This window comes from Polyangium sp. y55x31, assembly GCF_029946505.1.
Taxonomy (GTDB): Bacteria; Myxococcota_A; Polyangia; order Polyangiales; family Polyangiaceae; genus Polyangium.
In genome coordinates this window covers 236,426-262,588 of the sequence record NZ_JARZHG010000010.1, presented here as the reverse complement: position 1 = coordinate 262,588, position 26,163 = coordinate 236,426, and the positions used below count along the sequence as shown (strand labels likewise).

Annotated in this window: 25 protein-coding genes; 12 read left to right on the top strand and 13 right to left on the bottom strand. The window is 68.9% G+C overall.

All coding sequences use genetic code 11. The annotated features are described in order from the left end of the window. Nucleotides 1–32: 32 nt before the first annotated feature. Complete coding sequence (locus tag QHF84_RS20260; RefSeq protein ID WP_281314986.1) at nt 33–800, top strand: glucose 1-dehydrogenase; 768 nt, start codon at nt 33–35, stop codon at nt 798–800. Between the two features lie 10 nt (nt 801–810). On the opposite strand, the gene QHF84_RS20255 is transcribed toward QHF84_RS20260, so the two are convergent. Continuing rightward, entirely contained in the window at nt 811–1,398 is a 588-nt protein-coding gene (locus QHF84_RS20255; protein WP_281314985.1) for a Uma2 family endonuclease, read from the bottom strand. Between QHF84_RS20255 and QHF84_RS20250 the strand changes: the two genes are divergently transcribed. Then, entirely contained in the window at nt 1,282–2,307 is a 1,026-nt protein-coding gene (locus QHF84_RS20250) for a class II glutamine amidotransferase (protein WP_348652865.1), read from the top strand. The two genes, QHF84_RS20255 and QHF84_RS20250, sit on opposite strands and share 117 nt — an antisense overlap. Before the next feature lie 347 nt (nt 2,308–2,654). Here the strand turns inward: QHF84_RS20250 and QHF84_RS20245 are convergent, their stop codons facing one another. Then, nucleotides 2,655–2,849, bottom strand: a complete 195-nt coding sequence (locus QHF84_RS20245; RefSeq protein WP_281314983.1) for a hypothetical protein — start codon at nt 2,847–2,849, stop codon at nt 2,655–2,657. Continuing rightward, nucleotides 2,846–3,193 (bottom strand): hypothetical protein, encoded by a 348-nt coding sequence (locus QHF84_RS20240; protein WP_281314982.1) that lies wholly within the window; start codon nt 3,191–3,193, stop codon nt 2,846–2,848. Before QHF84_RS20240 ends, QHF84_RS20245 begins: the two co-directional genes overlap by 4 nt. A gap of 58 nt (nt 3,194–3,251) precedes the next feature. Between QHF84_RS20240 and QHF84_RS20235 the strand changes: the two genes are divergently transcribed. From QHF84_RS20235 to QHF84_RS20225, 3 genes are read left to right on the top strand one after another with little or no spacing between them, the layout of a single operon-like run. After that, nucleotides 3,252–4,523, top strand: coding sequence for a glutamate-5-semialdehyde dehydrogenase (locus QHF84_RS20235; protein ID WP_281314981.1), 1,272 nt, complete (start codon nt 3,252–3,254; stop codon nt 4,521–4,523). A 19-nt stretch (nt 4,524–4,542) separates the two neighbouring features. Next, nucleotides 4,543–5,409, top strand: a complete 867-nt coding sequence (rsfS, locus tag QHF84_RS20230; RefSeq protein ID WP_281314980.1) for a ribosome silencing factor — start codon at nt 4,543–4,545, stop codon at nt 5,407–5,409. A gap of 11 nt (nt 5,410–5,420) precedes the next feature. Beyond that, complete coding sequence (locus tag QHF84_RS20225; protein WP_281314979.1) at nt 5,421–5,858, top strand: 23S rRNA (pseudouridine(1915)-N(3))-methyltransferase RlmH; 438 nt, start codon at nt 5,421–5,423, stop codon at nt 5,856–5,858. A gap of 13 nt (nt 5,859–5,871) precedes the next feature. Here the strand turns inward: QHF84_RS20225 and tatC are convergent, their stop codons facing one another. The 3 genes from tatC to QHF84_RS20210 are packed head-to-tail and all read right to left on the bottom strand — an operon-like array spanning nt 5,872 to nt 8,469. After that, nucleotides 5,872–6,735, bottom strand: coding sequence for a twin-arginine translocase subunit TatC (gene tatC, locus QHF84_RS20220; protein ID WP_281314978.1), 864 nt, complete (start codon nt 6,733–6,735; stop codon nt 5,872–5,874). Beyond that, complete coding sequence (gene tatB, locus QHF84_RS20215) at nt 6,732–7,274, bottom strand: Sec-independent protein translocase protein TatB (protein WP_281314977.1); 543 nt, start codon at nt 7,272–7,274, stop codon at nt 6,732–6,734. Before tatB ends, tatC begins: the two co-directional genes overlap by 4 nt. Nucleotides 7,275–7,332: 58 nt before the next feature. Further along, entirely contained in the window at nt 7,333–8,469 is a 1,137-nt protein-coding gene (locus tag QHF84_RS20210) for a radical SAM protein (RefSeq protein WP_281314976.1), read from the bottom strand. Between the two features lie 86 nt (nt 8,470–8,555). On the opposite strand from QHF84_RS20210, the gene QHF84_RS20205 reads away from it, so the two are divergent. The 5 genes from QHF84_RS20205 (at nt 8,556) to QHF84_RS20185 (ending at nt 14,645) form a co-directional block, all read left to right on the top strand. Continuing rightward, a complete protein-coding gene (locus tag QHF84_RS20205; RefSeq protein ID WP_281314975.1) occupies nt 8,556–9,449 on the top strand; it encodes a hypothetical protein in 894 nt (297 codons plus the stop codon). A gap of 80 nt (nt 9,450–9,529) precedes the next feature. Beyond that, nucleotides 9,530–10,831 (top strand): hypothetical protein, encoded by a 1,302-nt coding sequence (locus QHF84_RS20200; RefSeq protein WP_281314974.1) that lies wholly within the window; start codon nt 9,530–9,532, stop codon nt 10,829–10,831. Further along, nucleotides 10,831–12,210 (top strand): hypothetical protein, encoded by a 1,380-nt coding sequence (locus tag QHF84_RS20195; protein ID WP_281314973.1) that lies wholly within the window; start codon nt 10,831–10,833, stop codon nt 12,208–12,210. Before QHF84_RS20200 ends, QHF84_RS20195 begins: the two co-directional genes overlap by 1 nt. A gap of 10 nt (nt 12,211–12,220) precedes the next feature. Next, complete coding sequence (locus QHF84_RS20190) at nt 12,221–13,312, top strand: hypothetical protein (protein WP_281314972.1); 1,092 nt, start codon at nt 12,221–12,223, stop codon at nt 13,310–13,312. A 127-nt stretch (nt 13,313–13,439) separates the two neighbouring features. Beyond that, nucleotides 13,440–14,645, top strand: a complete 1,206-nt coding sequence (locus tag QHF84_RS20185) for a serine/threonine-protein kinase (RefSeq protein ID WP_281314971.1) — start codon at nt 13,440–13,442, stop codon at nt 14,643–14,645. A gap of 370 nt (nt 14,646–15,015) precedes the next feature. On the opposite strand, the gene QHF84_RS20180 is transcribed toward QHF84_RS20185, so the two are convergent. From QHF84_RS20180 to QHF84_RS20160, 5 genes are all read right to left on the bottom strand, one after another. Next, the gene (locus QHF84_RS20180; RefSeq protein WP_281314970.1) at nt 15,016–16,497 is read right to left on the bottom strand and encodes a methyltransferase domain-containing protein; all 1,482 of its coding nucleotides are present in this window, start codon (nt 16,495–16,497) and stop codon (nt 15,016–15,018) included. Between the two features lie 7 nt (nt 16,498–16,504). Then, entirely contained in the window at nt 16,505–17,155 is a 651-nt protein-coding gene (locus tag QHF84_RS20175) for a transaldolase family protein (protein ID WP_281314969.1), read from the bottom strand. Between the two features lie 150 nt (nt 17,156–17,305). Further along, nucleotides 17,306–17,944 carry an HAD-IIIA family hydrolase gene (locus tag QHF84_RS20170; protein WP_281314968.1) on the bottom strand — a complete coding sequence of 213 codons (639 nt, stop codon included), beginning with the start codon at nt 17,942–17,944 and terminating at the stop codon, nt 17,306–17,308. Then, entirely contained in the window at nt 17,941–18,558 is a 618-nt protein-coding gene (locus QHF84_RS20165; protein WP_281314967.1) for an SIS domain-containing protein, read from the bottom strand. Before QHF84_RS20165 ends, QHF84_RS20170 begins: the two co-directional genes overlap by 4 nt. Nucleotides 18,559–18,616: 58 nt before the next feature. Next, nucleotides 18,617–20,521: a potassium transporter Kup gene (locus QHF84_RS20160; RefSeq protein WP_281314966.1), complete on the bottom strand. Its 1,905-nt coding sequence runs from the start codon at nt 20,519–20,521 to the stop codon at nt 18,617–18,619. A gap of 193 nt (nt 20,522–20,714) precedes the next feature. Between QHF84_RS20160 and QHF84_RS20155 the strand changes: the two genes are divergently transcribed. Beyond that, on the top strand, nt 20,715–21,623 hold the full coding sequence (locus QHF84_RS20155; protein ID WP_281314965.1) for a GAF domain-containing protein: 909 nt from the start codon (nt 20,715–20,717) through the stop codon (nt 21,621–21,623). Between the two features lie 39 nt (nt 21,624–21,662). On the opposite strand, the gene QHF84_RS20150 is transcribed toward QHF84_RS20155, so the two are convergent. Both QHF84_RS20150 and QHF84_RS20145 read right to left on the bottom strand, forming a co-directional pair. Beyond that, nucleotides 21,663–24,284 (bottom strand): CHAT domain-containing tetratricopeptide repeat protein, encoded by a 2,622-nt coding sequence (locus QHF84_RS20150; RefSeq protein WP_281314964.1) that lies wholly within the window; start codon nt 24,282–24,284, stop codon nt 21,663–21,665. Nucleotides 24,285–24,567: 283 nt separating this feature from the next. Then, nucleotides 24,568–25,491, bottom strand: a complete 924-nt coding sequence (locus QHF84_RS20145; protein ID WP_281314963.1) for a carbonic anhydrase family protein — start codon at nt 25,489–25,491, stop codon at nt 24,568–24,570. A gap of 270 nt (nt 25,492–25,761) precedes the next feature. Here QHF84_RS20145 and QHF84_RS20140 point away from each other — a divergent pair, with 270 nt between their 5' ends. After that, nucleotides 25,762–26,148 carry a DUF4280 domain-containing protein gene (locus tag QHF84_RS20140; RefSeq protein WP_281314962.1) on the top strand — a complete coding sequence of 129 codons (387 nt, stop codon included), beginning with the start codon at nt 25,762–25,764 and terminating at the stop codon, nt 26,146–26,148. Nucleotides 26,149–26,163 lie beyond the last annotated feature (15 nt).

The window sequence follows — 26,163 nt, the reverse complement described above, 5'->3', positions numbered from 1 at the left end:
AACGAGGAGGGAATTGGTAGCGTGTCGCGCCCATGGGGAAGCTGACAGACAAAGTTGCTATCATCACGGGGGCTTCGGGGGGCATCGGGGCGGCGACGGCCGCGCTTTTTTCACGCGAGGGGGCCAAGCTCGTGCTGGTCGGTCGCGACGAGGAGCGGCTGCGGCAGGCTGCTGAGGGGTGTGATCCGGCGCGGACACGCGCTGTCGTGGCCGACGTCCGGAAGGCCGAAGATACCGAGCGGTACGTCGACGCGGCGATCCAGGCGTTCGGCGGGGTCGACGTCCTCTTCGCGAATGCGGGGTACGAGGGGAAGGTCGCGCCGCTCGTGGACCTCGACGTCTCGGTGCTCGACGACCTCCACGCGATTCACGTGCGGGGTACGTTCCTCGGCATGCAAAAGGTCGTTCCGAGCATGCTTGCGCGGGGCGGCGGGAGCATCGTGGTGACGTCGTCGACGGGGGCCCTCAACTCGTTCCCAGGCAGCTCCGCGTATTCGGCGAGCAAGGCGGCGCTGATCGCGCTCGCGCGCACGGCGGCGGTGGAGCTCGCGCCCCGGAACATCCGGGTCAATACGATGGTGCCGGGCGGCGTCGAAAACCGCATGATGTTCTCGTTCACCGAGCAAATGGCCCCCGGTCACGCCGAGGCGCTGCGGGCGGGCTATCTGCAGATGATCCCCGCCAGGCGTCTTGCTACCAATGAGGAAATGGCGAAGCTCGCGCTGTTTCTCGCCTCGGACGATTCGAGTTATTGCCACGGAGCGAGCTTCGTGGCCGATGGCGGGTTGACGATCGTCTGAGGCGGCCGGATCAGGTCGCTTCGCTGCTCGGCGAGCGCGGCAGGAAGATTCGCGGCATCGGCAGCTCGACGGCTTCGAAGGGCGGGATTCGGGCCGTCGCGTGTTCGTCGTACGACGCGATGTTCACCCACAGACCGTCGCGCAGTTCGAAGACCTCCAGAATGCGCTCGGCCGGATCCACGATCCAGTACCAGCGCACGCCATGTCGCGCGTAAAGGTTTTTCTTGGTCACTCGATCGTGCGGCTCGTTCGAGGGCGACAGCACTTCGCAGATCCAGTCCGGGACGACCGGGATCGGGAGGACATCCGGATCGGGCAGCCGTTCGCGACGGACGCCGACGAGGTCGGGGCGTACGATGTCGTGCCGGCTCAGTGCGACGTCCACGTCGAGGAAGATCCACCAGCCGCCGGGGCCGCCGAAGCCGTCATCGTCATGGAACGGTCCGCCGACGAACCTTCCCAGCGCTCGCTGTACGTTCGAATGTCGGGGGCGCGGCGACGGAAGCATCACCAAGCTTCCCCCGATGATCTCGGCTTTCCGGTCCTCGGGCAGAGCCAGAAGATCCTCGTACGTCGCGACCTTCCGAGCAGCGTCCATGGTACCGCCGCGGATCCTAGCAGATCGAGCCCCCGCCGCGCGCGCCCGTCCGTAACCGTTTCTCCCGCACAAGCTGGCCCGTCCTCGCGCCCTCCGCTATCATCTGCCCCGATGTGTCGCCTCTTCGGCGTCGTTTCCAGGCACGTCGAACCTCACCCCGAGCCCCTCGCCACGGCCCCCAAAAGCCTCGCGGCGCTCTCGCCTGAGCACCCGCACGGGTGGGGGATCGCCGCCCACGACGGGAAAAGCTGGGCGATCCACAAAAGCCCCACCTGCGCCCACGCGGACCCGATGTTCCGCACGATGGCCTCGAACGCCCGCGGCCGTGTCGTCCTCGCCCACGTCCGCAAAGCCACGGTCGGAAAAACCAACCTCGCCAATACCCATCCGTTCCGCAGGGACGCCTGGGTCTTCGCGCACAATGGCACCATCTCGGACGTCGCGTGGCTCGACCGGCGCACCTCGCAATCGCGCAGGCGGGAAATCACGGGGGACACGGATAGCGAACGATTCTTCGCCTTCCTGATGACCACGCTCGACGAGGTCGGCGCCACGCACGGAAGCAGGCACGCGCAAAGCGGCGCGACCCAGCGCGCGATCGCCCGGGCCCTCGACGCCGCGACGGACAGGCCCCGGTTCGGCGCCGTCAATTTCCTTTTGAGTGATGGGGACGTGCTTTATGCCCATCGCTTCGGCCGGAGCTTGTACCTCTCCTCCGAGGCGGACGTCGTCCGCATTGCGTCGGAAGCCCCGCACGAGGGCGCCTGGCAGGAGATCCCCGAGCGCTCGCTCCTTTGCATCGAGGGCGGCGTCGCGCCGAGGGTCTCGCCGGTCCAGGCCAGAGGAACGTCCCTCGTGTCCCCGTCCCCCAGCCGTCGCGGACGCGGGGCCGACGCGCAACGCGCTTAGCGTTGGTCTCATCCATCGTGGGGACGTCGCGCCGGGGCGCTGCCCCGGACCCCGCGGGGGCTGTTCGCCCCTCGACCCGAACCAGCGCAAGCGCTGGACCCGGGTTCGATGAACTGCGCGATGCGCAGTTCATCGACCAGGCCGATTCAAGACCCGCACGACCCTGCCCATCAAGACGGCTTGACGGGCAACGGTGTTTCTGGTCTTGGCACCGGCCTGTGGGAAGAACTGCGCATCGCGCAGTTCTTCCCCGAAAGGTCCAGGGCTGGCCCTGGTCCGGGTCGAGGGGTGGACAGCCCCTCGTCGGGTCCGGGGTGAAACCCCGGCGCGACGCTGTGGAGCACCTTCTAAGGCGGCGGCGGCGGATCCGTCGGGGCAGGGGCTTCCGGCGGGGGCGTTTGGGTCCCGGGGAGCTCGAAGCTCCGCGGCGCCTCGTACTCGGGCGGCGGGCCTCCGGGCAGCGGCTTCGGCTTCGGCGGGCTGCTGCAGGCGCCCGCGATGAAAACGAGCGACGCGAGCGCGGGGACGAACCAGGTCCTCATATTTTGGTCCCCTTCCTCTTCATGCTCGGCGGAGGAGGCGGCGGCGGGGTCACAGGGCCTTCGTGCTCGTTCTCGGGCGGCAGGCCGAACGGGCTCGGGGGCGCGGGCGTATCGGGCGAACCGTCGATTTTCTGGCGCAGATCGGAGGGTTTGGGGGGAGGCTCCTCCGGGGCCGGGTCGTATCGGGCGCCCTCGGCGCCCGGCGCGCCCATCGGGATCATCGTCGCTGCGGGCGCGGCGCTCGCCGGCCCCTCGTCTTCGTGGGAGCCGCAGCCGAGCCACGCGGGCAGGGCCAAGGGCAGGAGCAGGAACCAGGCGGGGACACCGCGCGGGCGAGCCGACACGAGCCCACGCTAGCACGCCCTTGGCCTTGTGCGGGCAGCCGCGTTAGGTTTCGACGCCGTGGAGAGCACCGCAATCCGAACCGAAGAGCTCGTGGAGCTCGCAAAGCGCGCCCGAAAGGCCGCGCGTACGCTTTCGACCGCGTCGCGCGAGGCCAAGGATCGCGCGCTCATCGCGATCGCGGAGGCGCTGCGCGCCCAGGCCGCAGAGGGCTCGCCCCTGCGCATCGCGAACGCCAAGGACATCGAGGCCGCGCGTATCGCGGGGCTCGCCACCGCGCTCGTCGATCGGTTGATCCTCGACGAACAACGCATCCTCGGCATCGCCGCGGCCGTCACGCAGATCGCCTCGTTCGACGATCCGGTGGGCGAGGTGCTCGGCATGAAGCAGCGCCCGAACGGCCTCAGCGTCGGCCAGGTGCGCATCCCGCTCGGCGTGATCGCGATGATCTACGAGGCGCGCCCGAACGTGACCGTGGACGCGGCCGCGCTCTGCTTGAAGAGCGGCAACGCCGTGCTCCTGCGCGGCGGCAAGGAAGCGTCGCGATCGAACGAGGCGCTCGGCGAGCTCGTCCGGAACGCGATCGCGTCCACGGGCTTGCCTGCGGACGCCGTGTTGATCGTGCCGCCCGGCGATCGCGAGGGGATCCGCGAGCTCGTGGGGCTCGCGGGGATGATCGATCTCGTGATCCCGCGTGGCGGCGAGGGGCTCATCCGCTTCGTGACCGAGCACGCCCGCGTGCCGGTCATCCAGCACTACAAGGGGGTTTGTCACCTCTACGTCGACGAGGGCGCCGATCTCAACATGGCGCTCCGGCTCGTGGAGAACGGCAAGCTCAGCCGGCCCGGCGTCTGCAACGCGCTCGAGTGCTTGCTCGTGCACGAGAGCGTGGCGCTCGCGTTCTTGCCGCGCGTCGGAAAGCTCGGGGCGCAGGGGCTCGAGATCCGCGGCGATCAGGCGACGCGCGCGGTGATCCCGTCGGCCAAGCCCGCGTCTCCCGAGGATTTCGGGCAGGAGTTCCTCGCCCCGATCCTCGCGGTCCGGATCGTCGGCTCGCTCGACGAGGCGCTCGATCACATCGCGCAGTACGGCTCGAACCACACCGAGGCGATCTGCACGCGGAGCTACGAGCGGGCGCAGCGTTTCTCCCGGGCCGTCGACGCGAGCTGCGTGCTCGTCAACGCGTCCACGCGCTTCAACGACGGCGGCGAGCTCGGCCTCGGCGCGGAGATCGGTATCTCGACGACGAAGCTCCATGCGTATGGACCGATGGGGCTCGAGAGCCTCACCGCGAAGAAGTGGATCGTCTTCGGCGAGGGGCAAATTCGGTAATCCCGGAGTGAGGTAAAACTTGGCAACGAAGAAGCGATCGGACGGCGGGGGCGAGTCGCCCAAGCCGGCTCGCAGCAAGACGACGGCGACGAAGACGACGAAGACGACGAAGACGGGCGCGACGCGTCCGGCGCGCGACGTGGATCCGGGCGAGCGGGACACGCACGTGGCGCCTTCCGTGGTGAAGGCGGCGGTGAAGGCGGCGAAGAAGTCGGCCCGGCCGAAGCTGCGCGCCTCGCATGCGAGCGGGCAGGCGGTGCGCGCGTCCGGGGCCGAAAAGACGGCGAAGCGGCCGGGGCTGCCGCGGCGCAAGGCGGAAGGCGAGCTCCGCGGCAAGGCTGCGCCCGGCGTGAAGAAGGCGCCGCTCGCGGCCCCGAAGCGAGCGGCCGGACGCAAGGCGCCCGTGCCCGAGACGGCCTCGCCGGCGCGCGAGCTCGCCGTCGCTGTGGCGACCGCCGGCCTCGACAAGAAGGCGCTCGGCGTGGAGATCCTCGACGTGCGAGGGCGCGTCGATTACGCGGATTTCCTGGTGCTCATGACGGGCCGCAGTGATCGGCACGTCGGCTCGATCGCGCAGGGGATCGAGGAGGAGCTCGGCAAGAAGAAGATCGCGCCGATCTCGGTCGAGGGCATGTCCGCGGCCACGTGGGTGCTGCTCGACTACGGCGACGTCGTCGTGCACGTCTTCCAGGAGGACGCGCGGCAGCTCTACGACATCGAGGGCCTCTGGATGGACGCGAGCCGCGTGGCCGTGCCCGAAGGCGAGCCGGGCGCGCGGCCCGCCGCATCGCCGGTGAACCGCGCGCAAGCGGACGCGGGCGAGGGGTTCGGTGACGACGAACCGGCGGACGACGAAGAAGACGAGGATCGGAGCGAGGAAGAGTAGAGCCGGATCGTATGCGCATCGTCGTCGTCGCCGTGGGCCGCGTGAAGGACAAACCGCTTCGCGCGGCGCTCGACGACTACCTCGGCCGTGTCCGAAGGTACGTGCCTTGTGACGAGATCGAGCTCGAGGACGCGCCGCCCGCGCGCCTCGCGCCGCTCTTCGCGAAGAAGACCGAGGGCTCGACGACGATCGCGCTCGAGGTCATGGGACGCGCGCTCGACAGCCCCTCGTTCGCCCGGACGATCGAGCTCGCCGGATCCCGTGGCAAGGGCGTGGTCTCGTTCCTGATCGGCGGCGCGGACGGCATCCCCCCGGAGACGTCGCGCGCCGCGCACGATCGGCTGAGCCTCTCGACGCTGACGTTCCCGCACAGGCTCGCGCGGCTCGTGCTCGTGGAGCAGATCTACCGCGCGATGACGATCCTGCGCGGCGAGCCGTACGCCCACTGATCGAGCGGTATTTCTAGGCCGGCTTCTTCTCTTTGCTCTTCCGGTACGCCTCGCGCTGGGCCTCCGTCGGCTTCTTGCCGAAGACGAAGGCGAGGCCGATCGAGAGCAGGTAGAGGACGAGCATCGGCACGGCCATGACGATCTGGCTCGTGATGTCGGGCGGCGTGACGACGGCCGCGATGATGAACGAGAGCAGGACGAACCAGCGGCCGAATCGGATGAGCTGCAAGTAATTGACGACGCCCGCGAGCGACAGGAACAAGATGAGCAGCGGGATCTCGAAGACGATCCCGAACGCGAGCAGCATCCGCGTCACGAAGTCGATGTACTCGCCCATCATGATGGTGGGCGTGATCGTCACGCCCTGGCCGCCGCCGACGGTGCCGGAGAGGCCGAGGAAGTAGTTGAACGTGATGGGGAAGGCGACGCGCCAGCCGAAATAACAGCCGCCCGCGAAGAGCCCCGACGCCGAGAGCACGAAGGGGATCACGAAGCGTTTTTCGCGCGCGTAGAGCCCGGGCGCGACGAAGGCCCAGAGCTGGTAGAAGATGACCGGCGCGCTGAGCACGATCGAGCCGAGCAGCGAGAGCTGGAAGTACGCGATGAACGCGGCCTGGGGCGACTCGAAGTGCAAGGTCGCCTGGTTCGGCAGGCCCTGCGCCGTCCACGCGCCCTTGAACGGCCGCGAGATGATGTCGAGCAGGGGATCGCGGTACTCCCAGGTGAGCACGCAGCAGATCAGGAACGCGACGAAGCAATAGACCAGGCGCTTGCGGAGCTCGTCGAGGTGCTCCCAGAACGTCATGGGAGCGCCCTCTTCGTCCTCGACCGGAGCGGGCGCCGCGTCCTTGACCGCCTTCGCCTTGGAATCACTCATGACGCCGCGCTCGGCTCCTTCGTGACGACCCGGCTCGTCGGATCGTCGGTCGCCACGACACCCAGCGGATGGTGGGCGAGGGGCTCGGGCTCTCCATTGCCGTACGGGGCCGCGTCGTCGGGGAGCGCGTCGTACGCGTCGCAGCCGACCAGCGGATACTCGCGCTCGCGGAGGATCTCGACCTGCTCTTCGCTCGGCAGAGGAGCGCTCGCCGCAGCGGCCGTCGCGGTCGTGGTCGCAGCCGCTGTCCCGGGCGAACTCGTGGCGGCCTTGGCGGCTGTCGGGACGGCGAGCCTCTCCAGGCCGTCGAGCACGTTCACGTTCGAGAGCGCCCGGATCTCCTGGATGCTGCGGTCGATGCCTTCTTCGCGGAGGAGCTGGTCGATGCCGCTCTGCGCGCGGAGATCCGTGCTCATGCGGCGGATGCGCGTGACCCACTGGCCAGCCGTCCGCATCATGCTCGGCAGGTGCCGTGGGCCCACCACCACGATGGCCACGAGCACGACCACGACCATCTCGCCGAAGCTCAATCCGAACACGCGAGCAAGCTAGCGCGCCGTGGGTTCGGAATCCACCGGGAGACGCCTTCCGGCCTGGTCAACGCTCGGGGGCTTCGCTCGGTCGAGCCGAGCTACGCCCCCGAACCCCCCTCAGGAGCGGCCGCGCGAGCTGACCACACGCCGCCCCCACATCGCCCCCGCCCGAATACCGCACGATCGTGCCCACCCTGCGCCCGAGCAGGACCGCGCGGAAGGCCTCGAGGCGGGTCGAAGGCTGGAACGGATCCGGCTCGGTGCCGTCCGTGATCGCGTTGTAAGGGATCAAGCTGAGCCGCGGCCTCTGTCCGTGCGCGGCGGCGAAAGACAAGCAGAGATCCGCGAGCGCCGCGGCATCCTCGTCCGAATCGTTCCGACCGGCGAGCAGCGTGTACGCGAACATCGGCGATCGCCCCGTCGCCCGCGCGTGCTCTCCTGCGGCCGTGAGCACTTCTTCGAGCGGATGTGCGCCCTCGATGGGCATGAGCGCGCGCCGCTGCCCCGGCCGCGCCGATCCGAGCGAGACGCCGAGCCGCACCGCGGGCACCTCCCGGAGCAGCGTGCGGATCCCGGTCGGCAAGCCCGAGGTGCACACCGTGATGTTGCGCATGTCGATGGCGAGCGCGCTCGGCTCGCTCATCACGCGGATCGCGTGGATCACGCGCTCGATGTTCGCCATGGGCTCGCCCATGCCCTGGAAGAGCACGCCGTGCACGCGGGGGCGGATCCCGTCGGCGACGAGGTTTGCCGGCGGATCCTTCGCGAGCTCCTCGCGCACGCGCCGCACCTGCTCGACGATCTCCCACGGCTCGAGGTTGCGGCCGAGGCCCATGCGCCCCGTCGCGCAGAACGCGCACGCGAGCGCGCAGCCGACCTGCGAGGACACGCAGACGGAGAAGCGACCCGGGTGCTCGAGGGGGATGCGTACGGTCTCGATGACGGCCCCATCGGGCAGGCGGAAGGCGTACTTGACGAACGGATCGATCGCGCTCGCGGCGCGGCTCTCCATGTGGATCGTGGGCACGTGCCCGACTTCCCGGGCGGCGTCGAGCGCGGCGCGCCGGATCGTCGCGGGCGAGCGCTCGGGCAAACCGCCCGTTCGATGCACGATCGAGACGATCCGCCGCGCGTCCGTCACGTCGATGTTGCAAGCGCGGGCGAGCTCGTCGGGGAGAATGGCCTGGAGGGCGATGGGCACGGCGGCGTCGTTCTAGTCGAGCGGGACCCTGGACGCACTCCTCTCGTTCTCCCCATCCTCCGCGGATCCTGCTACCCTCTGTGTCGATGATGGATCCGAAGCGTGATGGCCCGTCGATGATACTCGCGCCGTCCGCCCGGGGTGGGGCCGCGCTCTCGTTCCCTCCCGCCGATCCGCCTCGCAGGTTCCCGCCGGTCGATCAACACGTCGTCGTGCCCGAAAAAACGCGCGACGAGATGATACGCGGCCGGAAGATCATCGCCCAGCCCGCGCTCGAGCCCCACGGTGACGCGCACGCGAACCTCGGCGCCGTGATCCGTTTGCACGTCCGCGAGGGGTATCGCGCCTCGATCGATCTGCTCACGCGGGTCTCGGAGGGCTCGAACTTCGCGACGGACCTGTCGATCCGTCGCGACGGCACGGATCCCACGACGGGCAGGAGGCACCTCGAAGAGGTCTCGTTCGAGATCGTGAACGAGCAGGCGCCGGGCGTGGCGCGCGAGAAGGCCGAGGACCTCGCTCTGCGAGGCGTCCGCCGCGTGTTCGCGATCCACGTCAAGCGCGGCGAGGTCTGCGAGTGGTCACGCGAGAAGGCCGCGTTCGTGCCGCTCGACCTCGACGGGATGATCGAGGATCCCTGTTTCATACGGCCGATCCAGGTGCGCGCGCTGCTCGACGGCGCGGTCGCGGAGCGCGAGGCCGCGCGGGCGCTCGAGCGCAAGGGGAACCCGGAGATCCTGGCGATCAAGCAAGACGCGGAGGAGAGGGGCCGCGAGGAAGGCCGCGAAGAGGGCCGCCGCGAGATGCTCCTCGAAATCCTGCGCGAGCGCTTCGGCGAGCTCTCGGAGGCCATGCAGGCGCGCGTCGCGACCGCGGGCGGCGCGACCTTGTCCCGGTGGGCGAAACGCTCCTACGTCGCGAGCTCGCTCGACGACGTGTTCGTCGAGGCCGAAGAGGAGAGCGGACCGGTTCGTCGCTGAGCGCTGAGCATCGAACCCGCGCATCTCGGCCTCCGCGCCCTCTTCCTTCCCGCCGTGCATGGGTCTACCGTCGCGCCCGCATGGCCCGCTGCCGCGCCCTCCTGCTCGCCGTCGCTTCGGCCGCCCTCACGGCGCTGCCTGCCGGCGATGCGTGGAGCTCGCCCGAGGACGTGTACGGCTTCGGCCCGCGCTCCATGGCGATGGGCGGCACGGGCGCCGCGCTCGGCCGTGGCTTCGAGGCCGTCTGGGGGAACCCCGCGCTCCTCAGCCTCGAGCATCGACGCGAGCTCACGATCGGCTTGCTCGGCTCGGTCTTCGACCTCCGCGCGCCCGAGCGCCTGAACTACGACAAACTCGCGGGCGGCTTCATCGGCGCCGTCTTGCCCGTGCCGTTCGCCGGGGCCTTGAAGGACCGCATCACCATCGGCCTCGGCTTCTTCACGCCCTTCGACCTCATCGTCCGCGGCCGCATCCTCTACCCCGAGACGAAGCAGTTTCCGCTCGCGGATCGCACGGCCTCCGTCGCGGTCCAGGTCGGGCTCGGCGTCGACATCGGCTACGGCGTACGCATCGGCGGCGGCTTCGCGGCACTCGCGGCGCTCACCGGCTCTGTCCTCGTCGCCACCGACGCCTCCGGCCGCATCGGCACGGTCGTCGAAGACACGCTCGTCGCGAGCTACGGCCCCATCGTCGGCGCGAGCTACGAGCGCGGCGCCTACCGCGTCGGGCTCACCTACCGCGGCGAGCTCGTCGGGCGCTTCAACGTCGTCATCGAGGTCAAGGATCTCGGCCAGATCGTCGTGCCACCGCTGAACATCTCGGGCCTCGCGCAGTACGATCCAGCGCAGATCGCGCTCGAAGTCGCGCGCGTTCGCGGCCCGTGGCGCGTCACCGCGGGCGCGACGTACAAGCGCTGGTCGGCGTATCCCGGGCCCGCCGAGGCCACCGTCCGCTGCCCGGAGATCGACCCATCCACCGGCGCGCCGCCCGAGGAGCCTTGTGGCGCCCTCGTGCCCGCGCCGCTCGGGTACACGGACACGATTGTCCCGCGCCTCGGCGTCGAGCGTGTCCTCTCGCCGAACAAGTCCGTCTCGATGATGCTCCGCGCCGGCTACTTCCTCGAGCTCTCGCCCTCGCCGCCGCAGACGTCCACCGCGAACATCTACGAAAACACGCGCAGCGTCTTCGGCCTCGGCTACGGGCTCGAGCTCACCGCGCCTTTCCCGAACCTGCGCTTCGATCTCGCCGGGCAGGTGCAGGTCCTCCATCCTCGCGCGCACGACAAGGCCGCGGACGTGCCGGCCACGAATCCCGGCGCGCCTTCCGTGCGCACGAGCGGCGTCGTCGTCGCCGGCGCGGCCACCGTGGGGGTCGGGTTCTGATGTCGAAACACGCGCGCTCGCTCCTGCCCGCGCTCGCCGCGGCGTGGCTCCTCGTAGCTCCCGAGGCGCGAGCCAGCGCGCCCGGCACCTACGGCATGGGCTCGCGCGCCGGCGCGCTCTCCGGCGCCGTCACCGCCGACGCCGCGGACTTCTCGGGCTGCTTCTACAACCCCGCCGGCCTCGTCTCCGCGCCCGGGCTCGAGCTCTCGCTCGGCTACGTCTACGCGGACAACCGCCTCCGCATCAACGGCAAGGACAACGACGTCGCCGACGTCCACGGCCTCATGGCCGGCATCGTCGCGCCCGGCAAGATCCTCTCGCTCCCGTTCGCCTTCGGCATCGCCACGTACATCCCGGACAACGGCCTCTCCCGCATCCGCGCCCTCCGCCAGGAGACGCCGCGCTGGGAGCTCTACAACGACCGGCCCACCATCCTGTTCCTCTCGGTCCACCTCGCCGTCCGCCCGCTCCCGTGGCTCGAGCTCGGCGGCGGCCTCGCCTTCCTCGCCGCCACGCGCGGCCGATTCGGCATCCGCGGCGAGGCCGATGTTTTGAGCCCCTACGACTCGCAGCTCTCCCACGAGGTCGACGCCGATCTCACCTCCATCCGCTACCCCATCGCGGGCGCGCGCGTAAAACTCGGCCGCCTCGGCTACCTCGGCGTCGCTTACCGCGGACAAACCAAGCTCGACCTCGCGCTCCAGGCGAACCTCGAAGGCATCGTCGACTTCGCCGGCGTCGACGTCCCCCTCCGCTACACTCTCGAAACCCGCACGCTCGACGCCTTCCAGCCGCAGCAGGTCGTCCTCGGTTTGTCCTTCCAGGCCGTGCCTCGCCTCCGCGCGAACTTCGATCTCGGCTGGGTGAACTGGTCGGCCTACGAGAGTCCCACCCCGCGGACCTCCGCCCACCTCGAAGCCGAGCCCCCGCCCGGCGTCGGTGTCGAGTTGCCCGAGGATCCCAAGCCCGTCGTGATCGTCCCGCCCGCGTTCCAGGACCGCTTCGTCCCGCGCCTCGGCGTCGAGTACGTCCTCGCGTTTGGCGCCGAGCGGCGCGTGTCCGGGCGCGACGCGCCTGCGAAGGCCGTCGAGATCCCGTTGCGCGCCGGCTACGCCTACGAGCGCTCGCCCGTGCCGCCGCAGGAGGGCCCGACGAACTTCGTCGACGCCGACAGGCACACGATCTCGCTCGGCGCGGGCCTCGTCCTCAACGCGCCGTTCTCCGTCCTCCGCGGCGCGCTCCGCCTCGACACACACGTGGCCCTCTCCGTGCTGCCCGAGCGCATCACGCAGAAGGCGAACCCCGCCGATTTCGTCGGAGACTACCGGGCCGATGGCACCATGATCGCGGGCGGCGCCACGCTCACCGCCTCGTTCTGAGGGCAAAACGATGCGCACGGGACACGCTGGTTCGTTCCTCCTCGCCCTCGCGCTCCTGGCCGGCTGCGCCACGCTCGCCGACACCGAGACCGGCGGGGAGAACCTGCCGAACGCCGCCGCAGGCCCGTTCCGCGCTCTGCGTACGGGCGAGCTCGGCAACCTCCGCTCCGCGCCGAACGCCCTCGAGGACGACGAGACCTTTCCCCGCGATCCCGCCCTCCTCGACGCCGACGGTGATCCCACGACGCCTGCCGTCTTCGGTTACTTCTCGATGACCCCCGAGGTGCCGGGCGAGGACCCCGATCCCACGGCGCCGCCACGCGCCATCGTCCGTTACGGCGCCGAGGACGGCCGCTCCTTCGACCGCATGCCCCTCGTCGTCCTCACGCCCGAAGCGCCGTGGGAAGGCGGTACCGTCGGCGCGCCGTCGGTCGTCCGCGTGGGCGACGAGGTCTACCTGTACTACGCCGCCGCCGGTGGCATCGGCCTCGCGCGGAGCCTCGACGGCGGCGTCTTCGCGCGGATCCCCGGTCCCGTCCTCGGCCCCGACGCGTCCGGCTGGGAAGCCGGCGCCGTGCCGCGCAGCCCGGGCGTGGTCGTGCTCGACGACGGCTCGTTCCGGCTCTTTTACGAGGTCCCGGGGCCCGGCGACGCCGCGCGGATCGGCGAAGCGCGCTCCGACGACGGCATCACCTGGACCCGCGTCGGCGACGGCCCCGCGCTCACGCCCGCGCCGGCCGGGGAGGGGGCCGAGCCTCCCTACGATGGCGCCTGGCTCGGCGCGCCCGCGCCCGTGCTCGTCCGATCGTCCGAGGGCCGCCCCATCCTGCGCGTGTATTACGCCGCCCGGGACACGCTCGGCCGGGCCGTCGTGGGCCTCGCTGCGCGGTTCGACCCGGGCAGCGCCATGCCCCTCGAGCGCGCCGTGAGCCCCGTGTTCGGCAGCGGCAGCTCACTCGGACCGCACGAACCCTGCGTCCTCGTGCGCCCTGGCCACACATTGCTTTTCACGACGCAACGCGCCGGCCGCACAAAAAGCGCCAATTATCCGGCGGTCGCCGCGGGGGTGGCGCCTGCCGACGTGTCCTTGCCCGCCCCTTGAAACCGAAGGCGCCCGGGCGCGCTTCTTTACTTTGGGCCCGCTGCGTGATGTAACGTCGAGCGAGTGAGAGAGCCCTCTCCGTGCGTCGGCGTGCCCGACGTCGCGGGGACCGCGCCACGGAAGCGAGATGTTGGAAGGAGACCAGATCACTCCCAAACTGCGGCTCTCGAGGCACCTCGGGCAGGAGGGCAAATCCCAGGTTTGGGTCGCCGAGCACGTGGGCCTCGGCAAGGAAGTCGCCGTCAAGCTCATGGGGCGCGCCTTGTCGCGCAACTCCTCGCCGCTCCACCGCTTCCAGCGCGAGGCGGACGTCGCCGCGCGGCAGATCAAGAGCCCACACGTCGCGCAGATCCTCGAGCACGGCCTCACGCGCACAGGCATGCCGTACCTCGTGATGGAGCTGCTCGAAGGGGAAGACCTCGGCAGCCGCATCGCACGGACCGGCCCGATGTCCCCGAAAGATGCCGTGCGCCTCGTCTCGCAGCTCGCCAAGGGCCTCGGCAAAGCGCACCTCCTCGGCCTCGTCCACCGGAACTTGAAGCCCGGCAACGTCTTCCTGACCGAAGGCGAGAACGGCGAATTCGAGGCGAAGGTCCTCGACCTCGGCCTGTCGGTCCGCGCAGGCATCTCCTCGATGGGCCGGACCACGAGCGACGCGACGCACATGATCTCGCCCGAGTTCATGAGCCCAGAGCAGATCTTCGGCCAGAAGGACGTGGATTTCCGCGCCGACCTCTGGGCCCTCGCAGTGCTCGCATATTACGCGCTCAGCGGCCGCGTCCCCTTCAGCGGCGCAAACCTCGAAGGCTTCGGCAACGCCATCGAAGAGGGCCGTTTCGATCCGGTCACCTCGCTCGTGCCCGGCCTGCCGAGCACTGTCGACTCCTTCTTCGCCAAGGCCCTCCAGCGCGACCCGACAGCACGATTCTCCGCAACCAAGGAGCTCGCCGACGAGTTCGAGCGCGCGCTCGCCGTCGAAGGCGAGGAGCGCACGAGCCGCACCTCGTTCCCACTCGTCACGCAGCGCGGCTCATCGCCCGGATCGCGGCCGCTCGGTTCGACCACGACCACAGGCTCGATGCGCCGGCCGAAGCTCTCCTCGCTCAAGGAGATCTCCGATCGCATCCCAGCCGAGGTGCGCGATGCGGCCATGCGCCCGCCGGAGGTCCTGCCCGTCACGGTCGCGCCAGAAGAATCCCGCAAGAGCTCGGCGCTGCTCATCGTCCTGCTCGCCCTGCTCGGGATCGGGACCATCGTGGCCGGTCTGTCGCTTCTGTCGGGCGACAGCCCGCACCCGCCGAAGGCAGCGCCGACGGCGCCAGCACATCGCTGAGAGGGGGCGCGGAGCGGAGCGGGGCGTTGCCCCGTACCCCAGCAGGGGGCTGTCCGCCCCCTGCACCCCGGACCAGGCACGGCCTGGACCGAAGGCGTAGAAACTGCGCGATGCGCAGTTTCTACGACGGGCCCGTGGCAAGACCACGAACGACGTTGCCCATCGAGACAGCAGCGATGCCCCCTCAGCCGCCCCGGTCCTGGTGGGCAGGGTCGTCCTTGGTCTTGACCTGACCTGTTCGATGAACTGCGCATCGCGCAGTTCATCGACCCCGGGTCCAGCGCTTGCGCTGGTCCGGGTCCAGGGGTGGACAACCCCTGGTCGGGTCCGGGGTGAAACCCCGGCGCTACGCCCGCCTGCGACCGGGGGCTTACCGGAGCTCGTACCGCGACGAACCGCGTTTTCCCACGGGCAGCGCGTTTACGAGGCGGATCATCGTCCAGACTGTGCCGGCGATCTTCCGCAGCTTCGACTGCCCTACGCGTTCCTGGTAGTCGATGGGCATCTCCACCACTCGGTAGCCGCATTTGGCTGGGAAGAGCAGCGTGTCGATGGGCAGCGCGTCGCCTTCGCCGTCGAAATCGAATGCGCGCACCATGCTCGATCGATAGGCACGCATGCCGCTGTGCACGTCGCAGGTCGGGATGCCGTGCATCAGGTGCGCGAGGGCTGCGAATGAGCGGTTCGCCACGTAGTTTGGCAGCGGCATGGCTGCGGGCCGCGTCCGCGTGCGGGCGCAGTTCACCATGTCCACGCCCTCTTCCTCGACGATCTTGCGCAGCACTGGGATGTAATCGGCTGGGTAGGTGAAGTCGCAGTCGAGGTAGATCAGAAGCTCGCTCTCGGCTGCGGCGTTGTACATGAGCAGCTCCATGGCCGGCCCGTGACCGCGCGGTGGGAGCTGCCGCAGCACGCGTGCGCCGAGCCTGGCTGCGATCTCGGGCGTCCGGTCCGTCGAGCTGTCGACGCAGAGGATCTTGGCGTCGGGCGCGACCCTCCGGATCTCGCCCATCATCGCCTCGATGCTGTCTTCCTCGTTCATCGTCAACATGCCGACGGTCAGGCTGAGCTTGCGGGCCTTCGGCGGCTTGCGGGCGACGTACACGTTCTGGAACGACAAAAGCTCCGGCGCGCGTGCTGCCACCATGTCCTCCATCGGGCGCACGAGCCCCTGGTAGAGCTTGTACGGCAGCGACTTGCGCAGGCTCTCCGGGTCGGGGTTGCCGCCTGGCGCGATCGCCTTCTGCGCCGACAGCACCACGTCCTTCGCTGCGCGCACGAGCATCGGGTTCTGCGCGAGCCGCAGCACTTCGAGCCCCGCCTGCTCCAGCATCTGCCGGCCTGTCTCGCGCGTGAAGAAGCGCAGGTGCGAGTCGTCGAGGATCCCGCTCTGCGTGTACTCGAACTTCCCGGCGAGTAGCCCCAGGCGCATCGTCCACGCCGCCACGTTCGGCAGCGACACGATCACGTGCCCGCCATCCTCCAGGTACGGGAGCAGCCGCTGGATCACTGCGATCGGATCGGCCACGTGCTCCAGCATGTCGGCGAAGAGCAGAAGGTCGAACGTCCGGCCGGCGAGGCCCTTCTTCACGGCCTCGTCGCTGGTCACGTCGATCGCGAGCACCTCGTCGAGCCGCGCCTTGGCCCGCTCGATCGAGGCTGGGACGATCTCGATCCCGGTCACGTGCGCCCCGCGCCTCTTCGCGACCTCGCCGTTCAGGCCTACCCCGCAGCCCACGTCGAGCACGCGCCGCGGCCGGCCGATGGCGCCCACGAGTGCCAGGTTCTGCTCCTCGACGACGTACTTGGTGTTCGTCTCGCCGTTGGCCGGGGAAGTGCCGTTTGCCGTCACGGCGGGGCTACTTAGCACGGCTCGCCCAGGCTGCGTTGAACTCGCGGATCGTCTCGTCCGTCTTCGGGTTGTGCAGCATTTTCCGCAGGATCCCGGGCGGCACCGTCACCACGTGCGCCCCGTGCGCGAGCGCCTCGTTCACGTCGAGGATGTGCCGGATCGACCCCACGATGATCTTCGCCCCGAGCTTCTCCCGATCGAGCTGCGCCCGCGTCTCGGCGATGACGGGCCGCACGTCGTAGCCCATGTCTCGCACCCGGCCGCTGAAGATCGACACGTACGTCCCGCCTGCGAGCGCCGCCAGGTAGGCCTGGTTGAAGCTCATGATGCACGTCACGTTCGTCTCGATGCCTTGCGATGCGAGCGCGTGCGTCACGCGCAGGCCGGCCTCGCCGAACGGCACCTTGATCACGATCCGGCCCGGCGCCCACGTGTGGTAGCGGTGGGCCTCTTCCATCATCGCGCCCTCGGACTCGCTCACGAGCTCCACGGAGACCGGGCCTTTCGAGGCCGCGATGACCTCGCGGATGCGTTGCTCGAGGTCCACCGCCCCGGCTTCCCGCGCGAGGATGAGCGGGTTCGTCGTGACGCCGGCGATCACCCCCCAGGCGAAGATGTCTTTGATCTCCTTGGGATCCGAGCTGTCGAGAAAGAGCATGTACACTCCAGGGGGCTGGAGCAGCGACTTGTCGCTGCTCCGGGAGATCGCGAAGCGAGCTCCCCTCGGGGGGTGAATCGTCCGGGCTTTGCCCGGACGAGAGGGGGACGCGAGGCGTCCCCCTCGGGACAAAAGCCCGCGGAGCATAGATCAGCCCGGCGCCATGGCGAGCGAATCTCGGAGGCGCCGGGCGAGCTCGTCGAAGCGGCTCGCCGACGCGTCCGGCCGGAGCAGCGGGATCTCGTCGAAGCCCCCGCGCACCGGGCACATCTCGCAGCGCCCCCACTCGAAGAGCAGCCCTGCGCGAAGCCCCGCCCCGCGCGCTGCCAGCACGTCCACCGCCGCGTCGCCGACCATCCACGAGCGCGCTGGATCGAGCCCGAGCTCCTCCACGAGCGAGAGCAGCATCCCCGGCTTCGGCTTGCGGCACGTGCAATCCGTCGCGAGCGCGGGATCGCCGCCCGGCCCGCCTTCCGGGTGATGCAAGCAGACGCGCAGCGCCGCGATGCGGATGCCTTCCTGGGCGAGCGCGTCGAGGAGCGCCTGGTTCGTCCGGACGATCGCGCTCTCGGGGATCTGGCCCTTCGCCGCGCCGGGCTGGTTCGTGGCGATCGAAAGGACGAACCCTGCGTCTTGCAGGAGCAAAAGCCCGGGGACGACGCCGGGCAGAAAGCGGATGTGATCGGGGTGGAAGGCGCTCACCACGGCGCCGAGCTCGGCGTCGCGGACGAAGTCGATGAGCGTCCCGTCGCGGTCGAGGATCACGCCGGCCCGCGCGGGCCCGTTCATGCCTCGGCCACCATCTGCCGCAGCCGCTCGCAGATCAGGTGATGGTAGACCTCGTGGAAGCCCTCCACGTGCGGCGTCGACGTGTGCCCGCCCGAGGTTCGCGGCACGATGATCGACGCATCGGCCATCTGCCGGAGCGCGCCGCCGTCGTAGCCCACGAGCGCGACCACCTTGCCGCCGTGCTTCTTCACGAAATCGGCCGCGGCGACCAGGTTTTGCGACCACGGCCCGGCCTTGTCCGCGCCCGAGCCGCCGTGGACGCTGAGGCAAACGAGCACGTCGCCCGGGCCCATCGAGCCGTCGAGCTGCTCGAGGAAAATCCGGTTGAACCCCACGTCGTTCGTCAGCGCGCTCAGCAAGGCCGCGTTGTCGCAGAGCGAGCGGCACTTGAAGCGTTTTTTCCCTTCCACCCAGGTGAACTTCGCGATGTCGCAGGCGAGGTGGCTCGCGTTCGCGGCGCTGCCGCCGTTGCCGCAGGTGTAGATGGTGCGGTCGTTTTTCCAGGCGTCGAAGAGGATGTCGATGACGGCCGTGAGGTCTTCTCGGCTCGTGCCGAGGGCGATCTCGGCCGTCTCGCGCAGGTAGGTGTCGACGAAATCGTGGGTGGACGGCATGGGGGAGTCGTTCTAGCGCAGAGCTCGGACCCTGGGGAGGGGGCGAGCCGTCCTGGCTTCACAGGTTGATCTGCATCCCGAACTCCACCACGCGTCCGGGCGGCAATCCGAAGTACGCCGTCGCGGGCCGCGCGTTCCGGGAAATGAAGGCGAAGAGGCCTTTTCGCCAGCGCATCATCTTCGACCGCCCCGTGGGCAGGAGCGTCTCGCGGCCGAGGTAATAACTCGTGCGTTTCAGCTCGATCACGAGCCCGTGCGCCTTGCAGGCGAGCAGCACGCTCGGCACGTGGGGCGTCTGCATGAAGCCGTAACGCGCCCGCACCCGGTAGAACCCGTTTCCCTTGTCGAGGACGGTGATGCGCTCCTCGGGCGGGATCTCGGGGACGCGCTCGCTCGTCACCGAGAGCAGCACGACCTGCTCGTGGAGGACCTGGTTGTGCTTGAAATGGTGGAGCAAGACCGGCGGCGTCCCGTGCGGGTTCGAGGCCATGAAGACGGCGGTCCCGTGCACGCGGAACGGCTTCTTTCGGGCCACGTCGTCCAGGAATTGATCGAGCGGCAAGAGATCGGCCTTGAACGCCTCGCCGAGGATGCGCCGCCCCGTCTTCCAGGTCGTCATCACCGTGAAAATGCCGGCGGCCATGACGACGGGGAACCAGCCGCCGTGGAGGAATTTGGCCGCGTTTGCCGTGAAAAACGCGATGTCGATGGCCAGGAAGGTGAGGACGGGCGGCAGGGCCTTCCAGAGCGGCCAGCCCCAGCGCTGCCGCACCACGAAGAAATACACGATCGTGGTGATGGCCATCGTCCCCGTGACCGCGATTCCGTAGGCCGCCGCGAGCGCGCTCGACGTGCGGAACGTGAGGACCAGGACCACGCACAGGACGAGCAAGGCGCGGTTGATCTCCGGGATGTAGATCTGCCCCTCGGTGTGCTTCGAGGTATGGACGATGCTGACGCGCGGAAAATACCCGAGCTGCACGGCCTGCTGGGTGAGCGAGTAGGCCCCGGAGATGAGCGCCTGCGAGGCGACGATCGTGGCCGCGGTGGCAATCGCGACGGTCGGCAAGAGGGCCCAGGACGGCACGAGGGCATAAAACGGATTCGTGGCGGCGCCGGGGTTTTCGAGGAGGAGCGCGCCCTGGCCGAAATAATTGAGCAGCAGGGAGGGCCAGACCACGAGGTACCAGGCGGCGCGGATCGGGCCGCGGCCGAAATGCCCCATGTCGGCATAAAGCGCCTCGGCGCCGGTGATGCAGAGGACCACGGAGCCGAGCACCATGAATCCGTGCCTGCCATGATCGGCGAAAAACCGCACCGCGTGCCGTGGATCCACGGCCGCGAGGACGGTCGGATTCGTGAAGACGAACCGCCCGCCGAGAACGGCGATCGTCACGAACCAGACGAGCGTCACGGGCCCGAATACATTGCCGATCCCCCCGGTGCCATGCTTCTGCGCCAGGAACAATGCGACCAGAATGGCGACCGTCAGCGGCACGACGAGCGGTCGAAGCGTGTGGGTCGCGACCTCGAGGCCCTCCATGGCCGAGAGGACCGAAATCGCAGGCGTGATCACGCCGTCCCCGTACAGAAGGGCCGCGCCGAAGAGCACGAGCAGGACGAGCGGCCCCGTGGGATTGCCTTTGCGCGGCGGGACCAGGGCGAGGAGGGCCATGATGCCGCCGGATCCTTGATTGTCCGCCTTCATGATGAACGTGAGATACTTGATCGTCACGACCATCAGGAGGGTCCAGAAAACCAGCGACAGAACCCCGAGGATGTTCTCCGGCGTGACGTCGACCCGGTGCGGCGCGACCGGGCTGAAGCATTCCTTGATCGCATAAAGCGGGCTCGTACCAATGTCACCGAAGACGACGCCGAGCGCGCCGAGGAGCAGAGCCGCGCGGGGGGCATGCGCCACGTGCGCGCCGGGCTGAGCAGCCCTCGTGGGTTCGTCTGTCATCGTGGCCATTAGGTAAGGCCATCCGAGCGGAGAGGCGAGCGAGCGATGGACGGGAACGACGCGGGCGTACGCCCGTCACGGAAAGGCTGTATCCTCGACGGCCGGCCGTCCTCGCATGACCCTGCGGCCCGCTCCCACCTCCGTTCTCGCTGCACCAAATGCATCGAATGCGACTCCGCGGCCGGAGGGAGCGATGGCGGACGAAGCACAGCTCGATCGGTCCCCGGGCGGGCCTCTGCGGCTCGGGACCTTCCTCCGATCGAGCGGCGAGCGGATCCTCCGTGCATGGTCCGACCGCGTCCGCGCATTGCCGGTCCCGCAGGCGCTGCCGGACGGCCTTTTGCGGGATCACCTTCCGCGCATCCTCGACGCGCTCGCCTGCGCTCTCGAACAGGGCGAGGATGTGGGCTGTGACAAGACACATCGCGCCCCGGACATACACGCCCTCGTGCGCCTCGAAGTGGGATTCGATCTGCGGGAGGTGGTCGCCGAGTATGCCGTGCTCCGCCGATGCATCCTCGAGCTCTGGGCGGAGGAGACCGGGGATCTCGCGCCGATCCGCGACATCCTGGTCTTCGATCGGGCCATCGACGAGGCGGTGGGCGTGGCCATCGCGAAATACACCGCCGCGCGCGAGCGGACCCTGCGCGCGCTCGACGCCATTTCCAATGCCGCGCTGAGCAGCCAGGGCATCCAGAATTTTCTCCAGAGCTTCCTCGTCGCTTTGCGTGAAACCTCGCCGATCGTCGATTCCGCTGCGATTTACGTGGCCGAGGGCGAGGACCTCGTGGTCCGCGCGGCCGTCGGCCCTGCCCTGGAGGCGTCGCTGGGAACGCGGGTGTCTCCCGGCGAATGCCTGGCGGGCCACGCCGTGCTCACGGCCGTGCCGATCGACAGCGTCGATACCCGCGTCGATCCACGCGTGAGCGCGGCGATCGACAAGGAAAAACTCCGCTCGGCGTATGCGGTCCCGCTCGAGATCGGGGGCCGCGTCGCGGCCGTGATCGTCGTCGGAGCCGCGACGGCGCGGGCCCTCTCCGACGAGGATCGGCTCATCGTGCGCACGCTCGCGGCGCGGCAAGCAGCAGTGCGTGCAAGTTGAGCGTGGGGTTTTTTGGTTCCCGCTCTTCTGGGGCAGGTGTCATGTCGATCCGAGTGGGGCGTCGCTACCGGAGACGATGAAACTCGCCCAGTAATACGGGTGGGCACGATCCGCGCGGTCGAGCATCTCCAGTTGCGCCAGCCGCATGGCTTCGCTCCGCCCGCACCCAGCCTGGAGTTTGTCGTAGTAGGCCTCCATGAGCTCGCGCGTAGCTGCATCGTCGACACTCCACAAGCTCATCACCTGCGTTTCTGCGCCTGCGATGACCATGGCGCGCCGCAACCCATAAACGCCGTCTCCGATGCGGATCGAGCCCACCCCAGTCCTGCACGCGGAGAGCACGATGAGCTTCGTTCCGGTCAGGTCGAGCTGCGAAACCTCCAGCGCCGTGAGGAGGCCATCCGCCTGGTCGTCGTGGAGGCGATTCGCGCCGGCCAGTGCGATGCCCGAGCGCAAAAGCGCGTTCTCGAGCCTACGCTGCTTGGGTGCGTCGTCGAGGTCGCTGGACGGATGCTCGTGCAGCGCAGGCAAGTCCGGGAGAAGAAAACCGTGCGTCGCGATATGCAACACGCGCGGCCCTGCGAGCGCTCTCACGGCATCCGTGGTCGCTCCCGCGCCCGTCAGATACTCGGAGCCGGGCAGCTTGTTCGCAATGGCGCGGCCCTCTTGTTCGGCGAACTGGAGCGGCTTGAACAAGAGCCCTCGCGCATCTGCCGAGACCTCGCTGCGGGTACGGGCGGCGTGCGCGGCGGTGGGCGCCCGGGCGGCGTCATAGTCCGGCGCCGCGACGACGACCGGCGCCCGACGCGACGGCACGTTGGTCGCGCGGCGCAAGAGATCTCGACCGCTCGCCAGATAGGTCACAGAGGATCGCTCGACGAGGTAATGCCCCTCCTCGTCCACCAGGGCGCCGAAAGGCACCAGGTTGAGCGAGGCATCCGGACTGAGCAGGATCCGGCGGACCGAACCGAGCAGGCGGCGGATCGGTCGCATGACCAGCTCGTCGAGATCGCGGCCGGCTCGACGCGGATCACCAACCGGATCGTCGTGCGAGAGGAATTCGCGCGCCGTCGCATGGGCGCCGGTGGGGCGCCGTTCGGCGCTCGTCTGCGAGAGCGCCTGCCGCAAGCGTATGGCCGCCGCGTTGATGGGTTCGGCCTCGCCGAGATCTGCCCACGCGATTTCACCGCTCCGATGCAATACGTATGCGGCGTAGCGCGGCGCGTTCACGCGATATTTCCACGTGTCGACGTCGAATGGAGCGTACAAGAACAGCTCCACGAGCGCAGCTTCCTCGGGGATGGCCGCCTGCACCTTGGCGATCGTGAGCGGCTGCAAATCGCCGCCGAGTTCGGCGCTGCGACGGCTGATGTCGGCCTCGAGCGCTTGGCGCTCGGACTCGAGGCAGTTCAACGTCGCACGATATTCACGGACCGGCATACGAGCCGGCTTTCGCCATACGAGCGCGCTGTACTGGGTGCTGACGGACCTGAGCTCTTCGAGCCGCGCTCGATCCGCGGGGGTGAGGCTATGGCGGAGCGCCGTGAAGCTGTCGGTCATGGCGTCGAGCACTCGCCCCTTGCGGCTCAGGATCACGGCGAGCGCGAGTCGTTTTGCCTCCTCGGCGTGGGGCGCGGCATGGATGTGCAGCGAGACCGCGCGATCGGTGGAGCCGCGGAGCGTGTGCATGTACGCCTGCTTTTGCTGATCCGAACCGGTACCGAGCAAAATCGCAGTATTGTGATCCTTGATGGCGACCGCGCGGCCCATGCAGCTCATGGCTTTCGCGTGTTCACCAAGCGCCTGATACACACCGGCGAGACCCTCGAGCGAGTCCGTCAGGTCGGGGTGGTTCGGCCCCAGCGCCTTTTCCCTGATCGCCAGCGCGCGCTGATAGAGCGGCTCTGCTTTGGCGTGGTCACCTCTCCGGCAATGCAACGTCGCGAAACCACCGAGCGAGCCCGCGAGACGAGGGTGATGGGGGCCCAGCACGCGCTCCTCGAAGGAGATCACGCGCTCGTAGAGCGGCTCTGCCTTGGCGTAGTCCCCCTTCGTTTTGTACACCAAGGCGAGGCCACGGTGCGCGATGGCCACATAGGGATGCTCCGGCCCCAGCGCTTTCTGCCAGATGGAGAGTGCACGCTGAAAGTAAAGCTCTGCCGTGGCGTACTCCCCCTTCCTCCCGTAAAGCCCTGCAAGGTGGCTGAGAGATTCGCCCACGTCGACATGGTCCGGCCCGAGCGCCTTTTCACGGATGGAAAGCGCGCGCTGGTGGAGCGACTCGCTCTTCGACCGGTCCCCCTTCGAGTTGTACAGCGTCGCGAGGTTGTTGAGCGCGGTGGCCACGTTGGGGTGCTCTGGCCCCTGCAATCGCTCGTAGATCCCCACCGCGCGCTGAAAGAGCGGCTCTGCCTTGGCGTAATCCCCGACGGCGTCGTACATCGCCGCCAGGTTGTTGAGCCCGGTGGCTACGATGGGGTGATTCGGCCCGAATGCGTTCTCCCCGATGGCGAGCGCGCGCTCGGCGAGCGGAATGGCTTCGCCGAACTTGCCCGCGCCATACAGTTGATTGACTTGTTGATTGAGCTGTTCAGCCTCCGCCCACGCGCTCGCCGCTCCTCGCGCGCTGTCCGGCTTCCTTGCATCGCTCTCGTTCGTCATGGATCGAGTTCCGCCCCCTCATTCAGGTCGCCAACGCCTTCTTCCGCGGCCCGTTGGCCATGAAGTGCACCACCGCCAGATCGAGCACCCGCTGGGTGTGCTCGTCGGTCGTCGAGAGCGCGTCGCCAACTTTGTTCTCCATGCGTGAAGGTTCCTCGCTTCCGGGGGAGGTTACCCAACCTTGCTCGCCGTTGCGAGCCAGTTGTGGTGGGCGTCGCTCTCCCCGGGTCGGCGAAGGATCGGCCACCGCGGGGGGACGAGGATGGCACGGCGTTCGTAACCGTCACAAGGCCGCCGGCCCTCCCGGATAAAACGTGATCGTGCGCCCGTCGAGCGGCTGCACATGGCGCGCATTGTCCGGAAAGACGGAGACGAACTCGCCGATCTGCTCGGCGGAGGCGAGGATCGGCTTCTCCATGATGATCCACTGCACGTGCTCGCTGCAATCGGGCGTCGTGAGGGATCCGTCGTATCGATAGAAGCCGCCGCGATCCCCGAGCAGCACGTCGGCGAGGCCCTCGGTCTGGAGGCACGTGCCTCCGCCTTCCATTTCGGGCAGGTGCGCGAAGAGCGGGGCCAGGAACGTATTTTCCTCGGGGCCGACGTCGATCATGACGGCCACGACTGCGCGCCGTGGAGGCCCGCCCGGGGAGGCAGGGGGCGCGGAATGGACGAAATGCGCTTCCATGGGGTGCGCCTTTCCTCCGATGCGATGCTCGCTCGGCGCGTGGAAATGGAACTGATCGAGCGTGTACGTGACGCCGTCGAGCTCGAGCGTCCCGCCCGGCTGCTCGTGCGGGAACAGGAACATGAGGGTATGCCCGTTATCGTAAAAACGCCCCGGCGCGTCGCCGTAAGCGCGGCCCGCGAGCCCGGATTGCGTGGTGTCGCGGGTGACGGGATTCTCGATGTCGATGGGGGACTGGCTCCGCCCGTTCGTGCAATTCGGGTACCCGTCGGTCGTGCCCCAGTGGTCCTGTCCCTCGGGGCCGTCGTATTCCCAGGGATGTCCGTTCGGCTTCGGGGCCTCGGGGCACATCGCGGGGTCGACTCGTGCGTTCGCCTCGTCGGACGTATCGGCCGGCGGGCTCTCCATGCAGGCCCCGAGGCCGAGGAGGGCGAGCGCCGCAAAAACGAGTTTTCCGCGTGCGGCGGGATCCTTGGTGGTAGCTTGTTTCGGCATTTTGTCCGCGTTCTCCTGGAGCATGGTGCCCTGATTCAGCACGCCTCCGATGAGGAGCGCGCGGGGGAGACGGCGCGACGCGGAGGGAGGTTCCCGCTATGGGCGCTCGGTCGCTGGGGTCGGAGAAACGTCGAATGGCTCTCCAGGGACGTCCGGTTTTTCTCGCTCGCCCGTGCGGCGCGGCGCCGTGATGCACAATTTTCGTGATGCACGCAGGCGTTGCACCGGCGTGGGGGCGGGCTTGGTCGTCTTCGCGCCTGGCCCGGGCCTTGCAGCCCGGCCGTTTCATCCTTCATGGCAAAGCTCGTCGTACATGGCGCGATGCTGCGCTGCAGCCAGGGAACGTCACCGTCGACGCTCAGCGTCTTGCCTGCGGTCTTCACGACGGCAGGCGAGATGCGAGCCGCGACCATCATGGATCAGAAGCCCATGGTGAACATCGCGCCCTTCGGGATGTGCCAGACGCAGGCAAATCCGCAGGTCGCCGCTGCCACGTCGGCCGCGAATGGCGTGCTCACGCCGCAGCCCTGCATCCCGGTGATCGCGGCGCCTTGGTCGCCGGGAGCCTCCGTGGTGGGCCTGCCTGAGCTCAAAGCATTGACCGATGATTCGAAGTGCACCTGCCAGTGGACGGGGAGCATCGAGATCGTCACGCCCGGGAGCATCATCGAGGTGAAGTGACGAAGGCGCGCGCCT

Excerpts from the sequence above, each read along its gene's own strand:
- QHF84_RS20255 (WP_281314985.1), bottom strand. The coding sequence starts at position 1,398 with ATGGACGCTGCTCGGAAGGTCGCGACGTACGAGGATCTTCTGGCTCTG.
- QHF84_RS20250 (WP_348652865.1), top strand. The coding sequence starts at position 1,282 with ATGTCGGGGGCGCGGCGACGGAAGCATCACCAAGCTTCCCCCGATGAT.
- QHF84_RS20225 (WP_281314979.1), top strand. The coding sequence starts at position 5,421 with ATGCGCATCGTCGTCGTCGCCGTGGGCCGCGTGAAGGACAAACCGCTT.
- tatC (WP_281314978.1), bottom strand. The coding sequence starts at position 6,735 with ATGAGTGATTCCAAGGCGAAGGCGGTCAAGGACGCGGCGCCCGCTCCG.
- QHF84_RS20165 (WP_281314967.1), bottom strand. The coding sequence starts at position 18,558 with ATGCCGTCCACCCACGATTTCGTCGACACCTACCTGCGCGAGACGGCC.
- QHF84_RS20190 (WP_281314972.1), top strand. The coding sequence starts at position 12,221 with ATGCGCACGGGACACGCTGGTTCGTTCCTCCTCGCCCTCGCGCTCCTG.
- QHF84_RS20170 (WP_281314968.1), bottom strand. The coding sequence starts at position 17,944 with ATGAACGGGCCCGCGCGGGCCGGCGTGATCCTCGACCGCGACGGGACG.
- QHF84_RS20260 (WP_281314986.1), top strand. The coding sequence starts at position 33 with ATGGGGAAGCTGACAGACAAAGTTGCTATCATCACGGGGGCTTCGGGG.
- QHF84_RS20155 (WP_281314965.1), top strand. The coding sequence starts at position 20,715 with ATGGCGGACGAAGCACAGCTCGATCGGTCCCCGGGCGGGCCTCTGCGG.
- QHF84_RS20140 (WP_281314962.1), top strand. The coding sequence starts at position 25,762 with ATGGCAAAGCTCGTCGTACATGGCGCGATGCTGCGCTGCAGCCAGGGA.
- QHF84_RS20185 (WP_281314971.1), top strand. The coding sequence starts at position 13,440 with ATGTTGGAAGGAGACCAGATCACTCCCAAACTGCGGCTCTCGAGGCAC.
- QHF84_RS20175 (WP_281314969.1), bottom strand. The coding sequence starts at position 17,155 with ATGCTCTTTCTCGACAGCTCGGATCCCAAGGAGATCAAAGACATCTTC.
- QHF84_RS20205 (WP_281314975.1), top strand. The coding sequence starts at position 8,556 with ATGATGGATCCGAAGCGTGATGGCCCGTCGATGATACTCGCGCCGTCC.
- QHF84_RS20195 (WP_281314973.1), top strand. The coding sequence starts at position 10,831 with ATGTCGAAACACGCGCGCTCGCTCCTGCCCGCGCTCGCCGCGGCGTGG.
- QHF84_RS20145 (WP_281314963.1), bottom strand. The coding sequence starts at position 25,491 with ATGCTCCAGGAGAACGCGGACAAAATGCCGAAACAAGCTACCACCAAG.
- QHF84_RS20200 (WP_281314974.1), top strand. The coding sequence starts at position 9,530 with ATGGCCCGCTGCCGCGCCCTCCTGCTCGCCGTCGCTTCGGCCGCCCTC.
- QHF84_RS20150 (WP_281314964.1), bottom strand. The coding sequence starts at position 24,284 with ATGACGAACGAGAGCGATGCAAGGAAGCCGGACAGCGCGCGAGGAGCG.
- QHF84_RS20245 (WP_281314983.1), bottom strand. The coding sequence starts at position 2,849 with ATGAGGACCTGGTTCGTCCCCGCGCTCGCGTCGCTCGTTTTCATCGCG.
- QHF84_RS20160 (WP_281314966.1), bottom strand. The coding sequence starts at position 20,521 with ATGACAGACGAACCCACGAGGGCTGCTCAGCCCGGCGCGCACGTGGCG.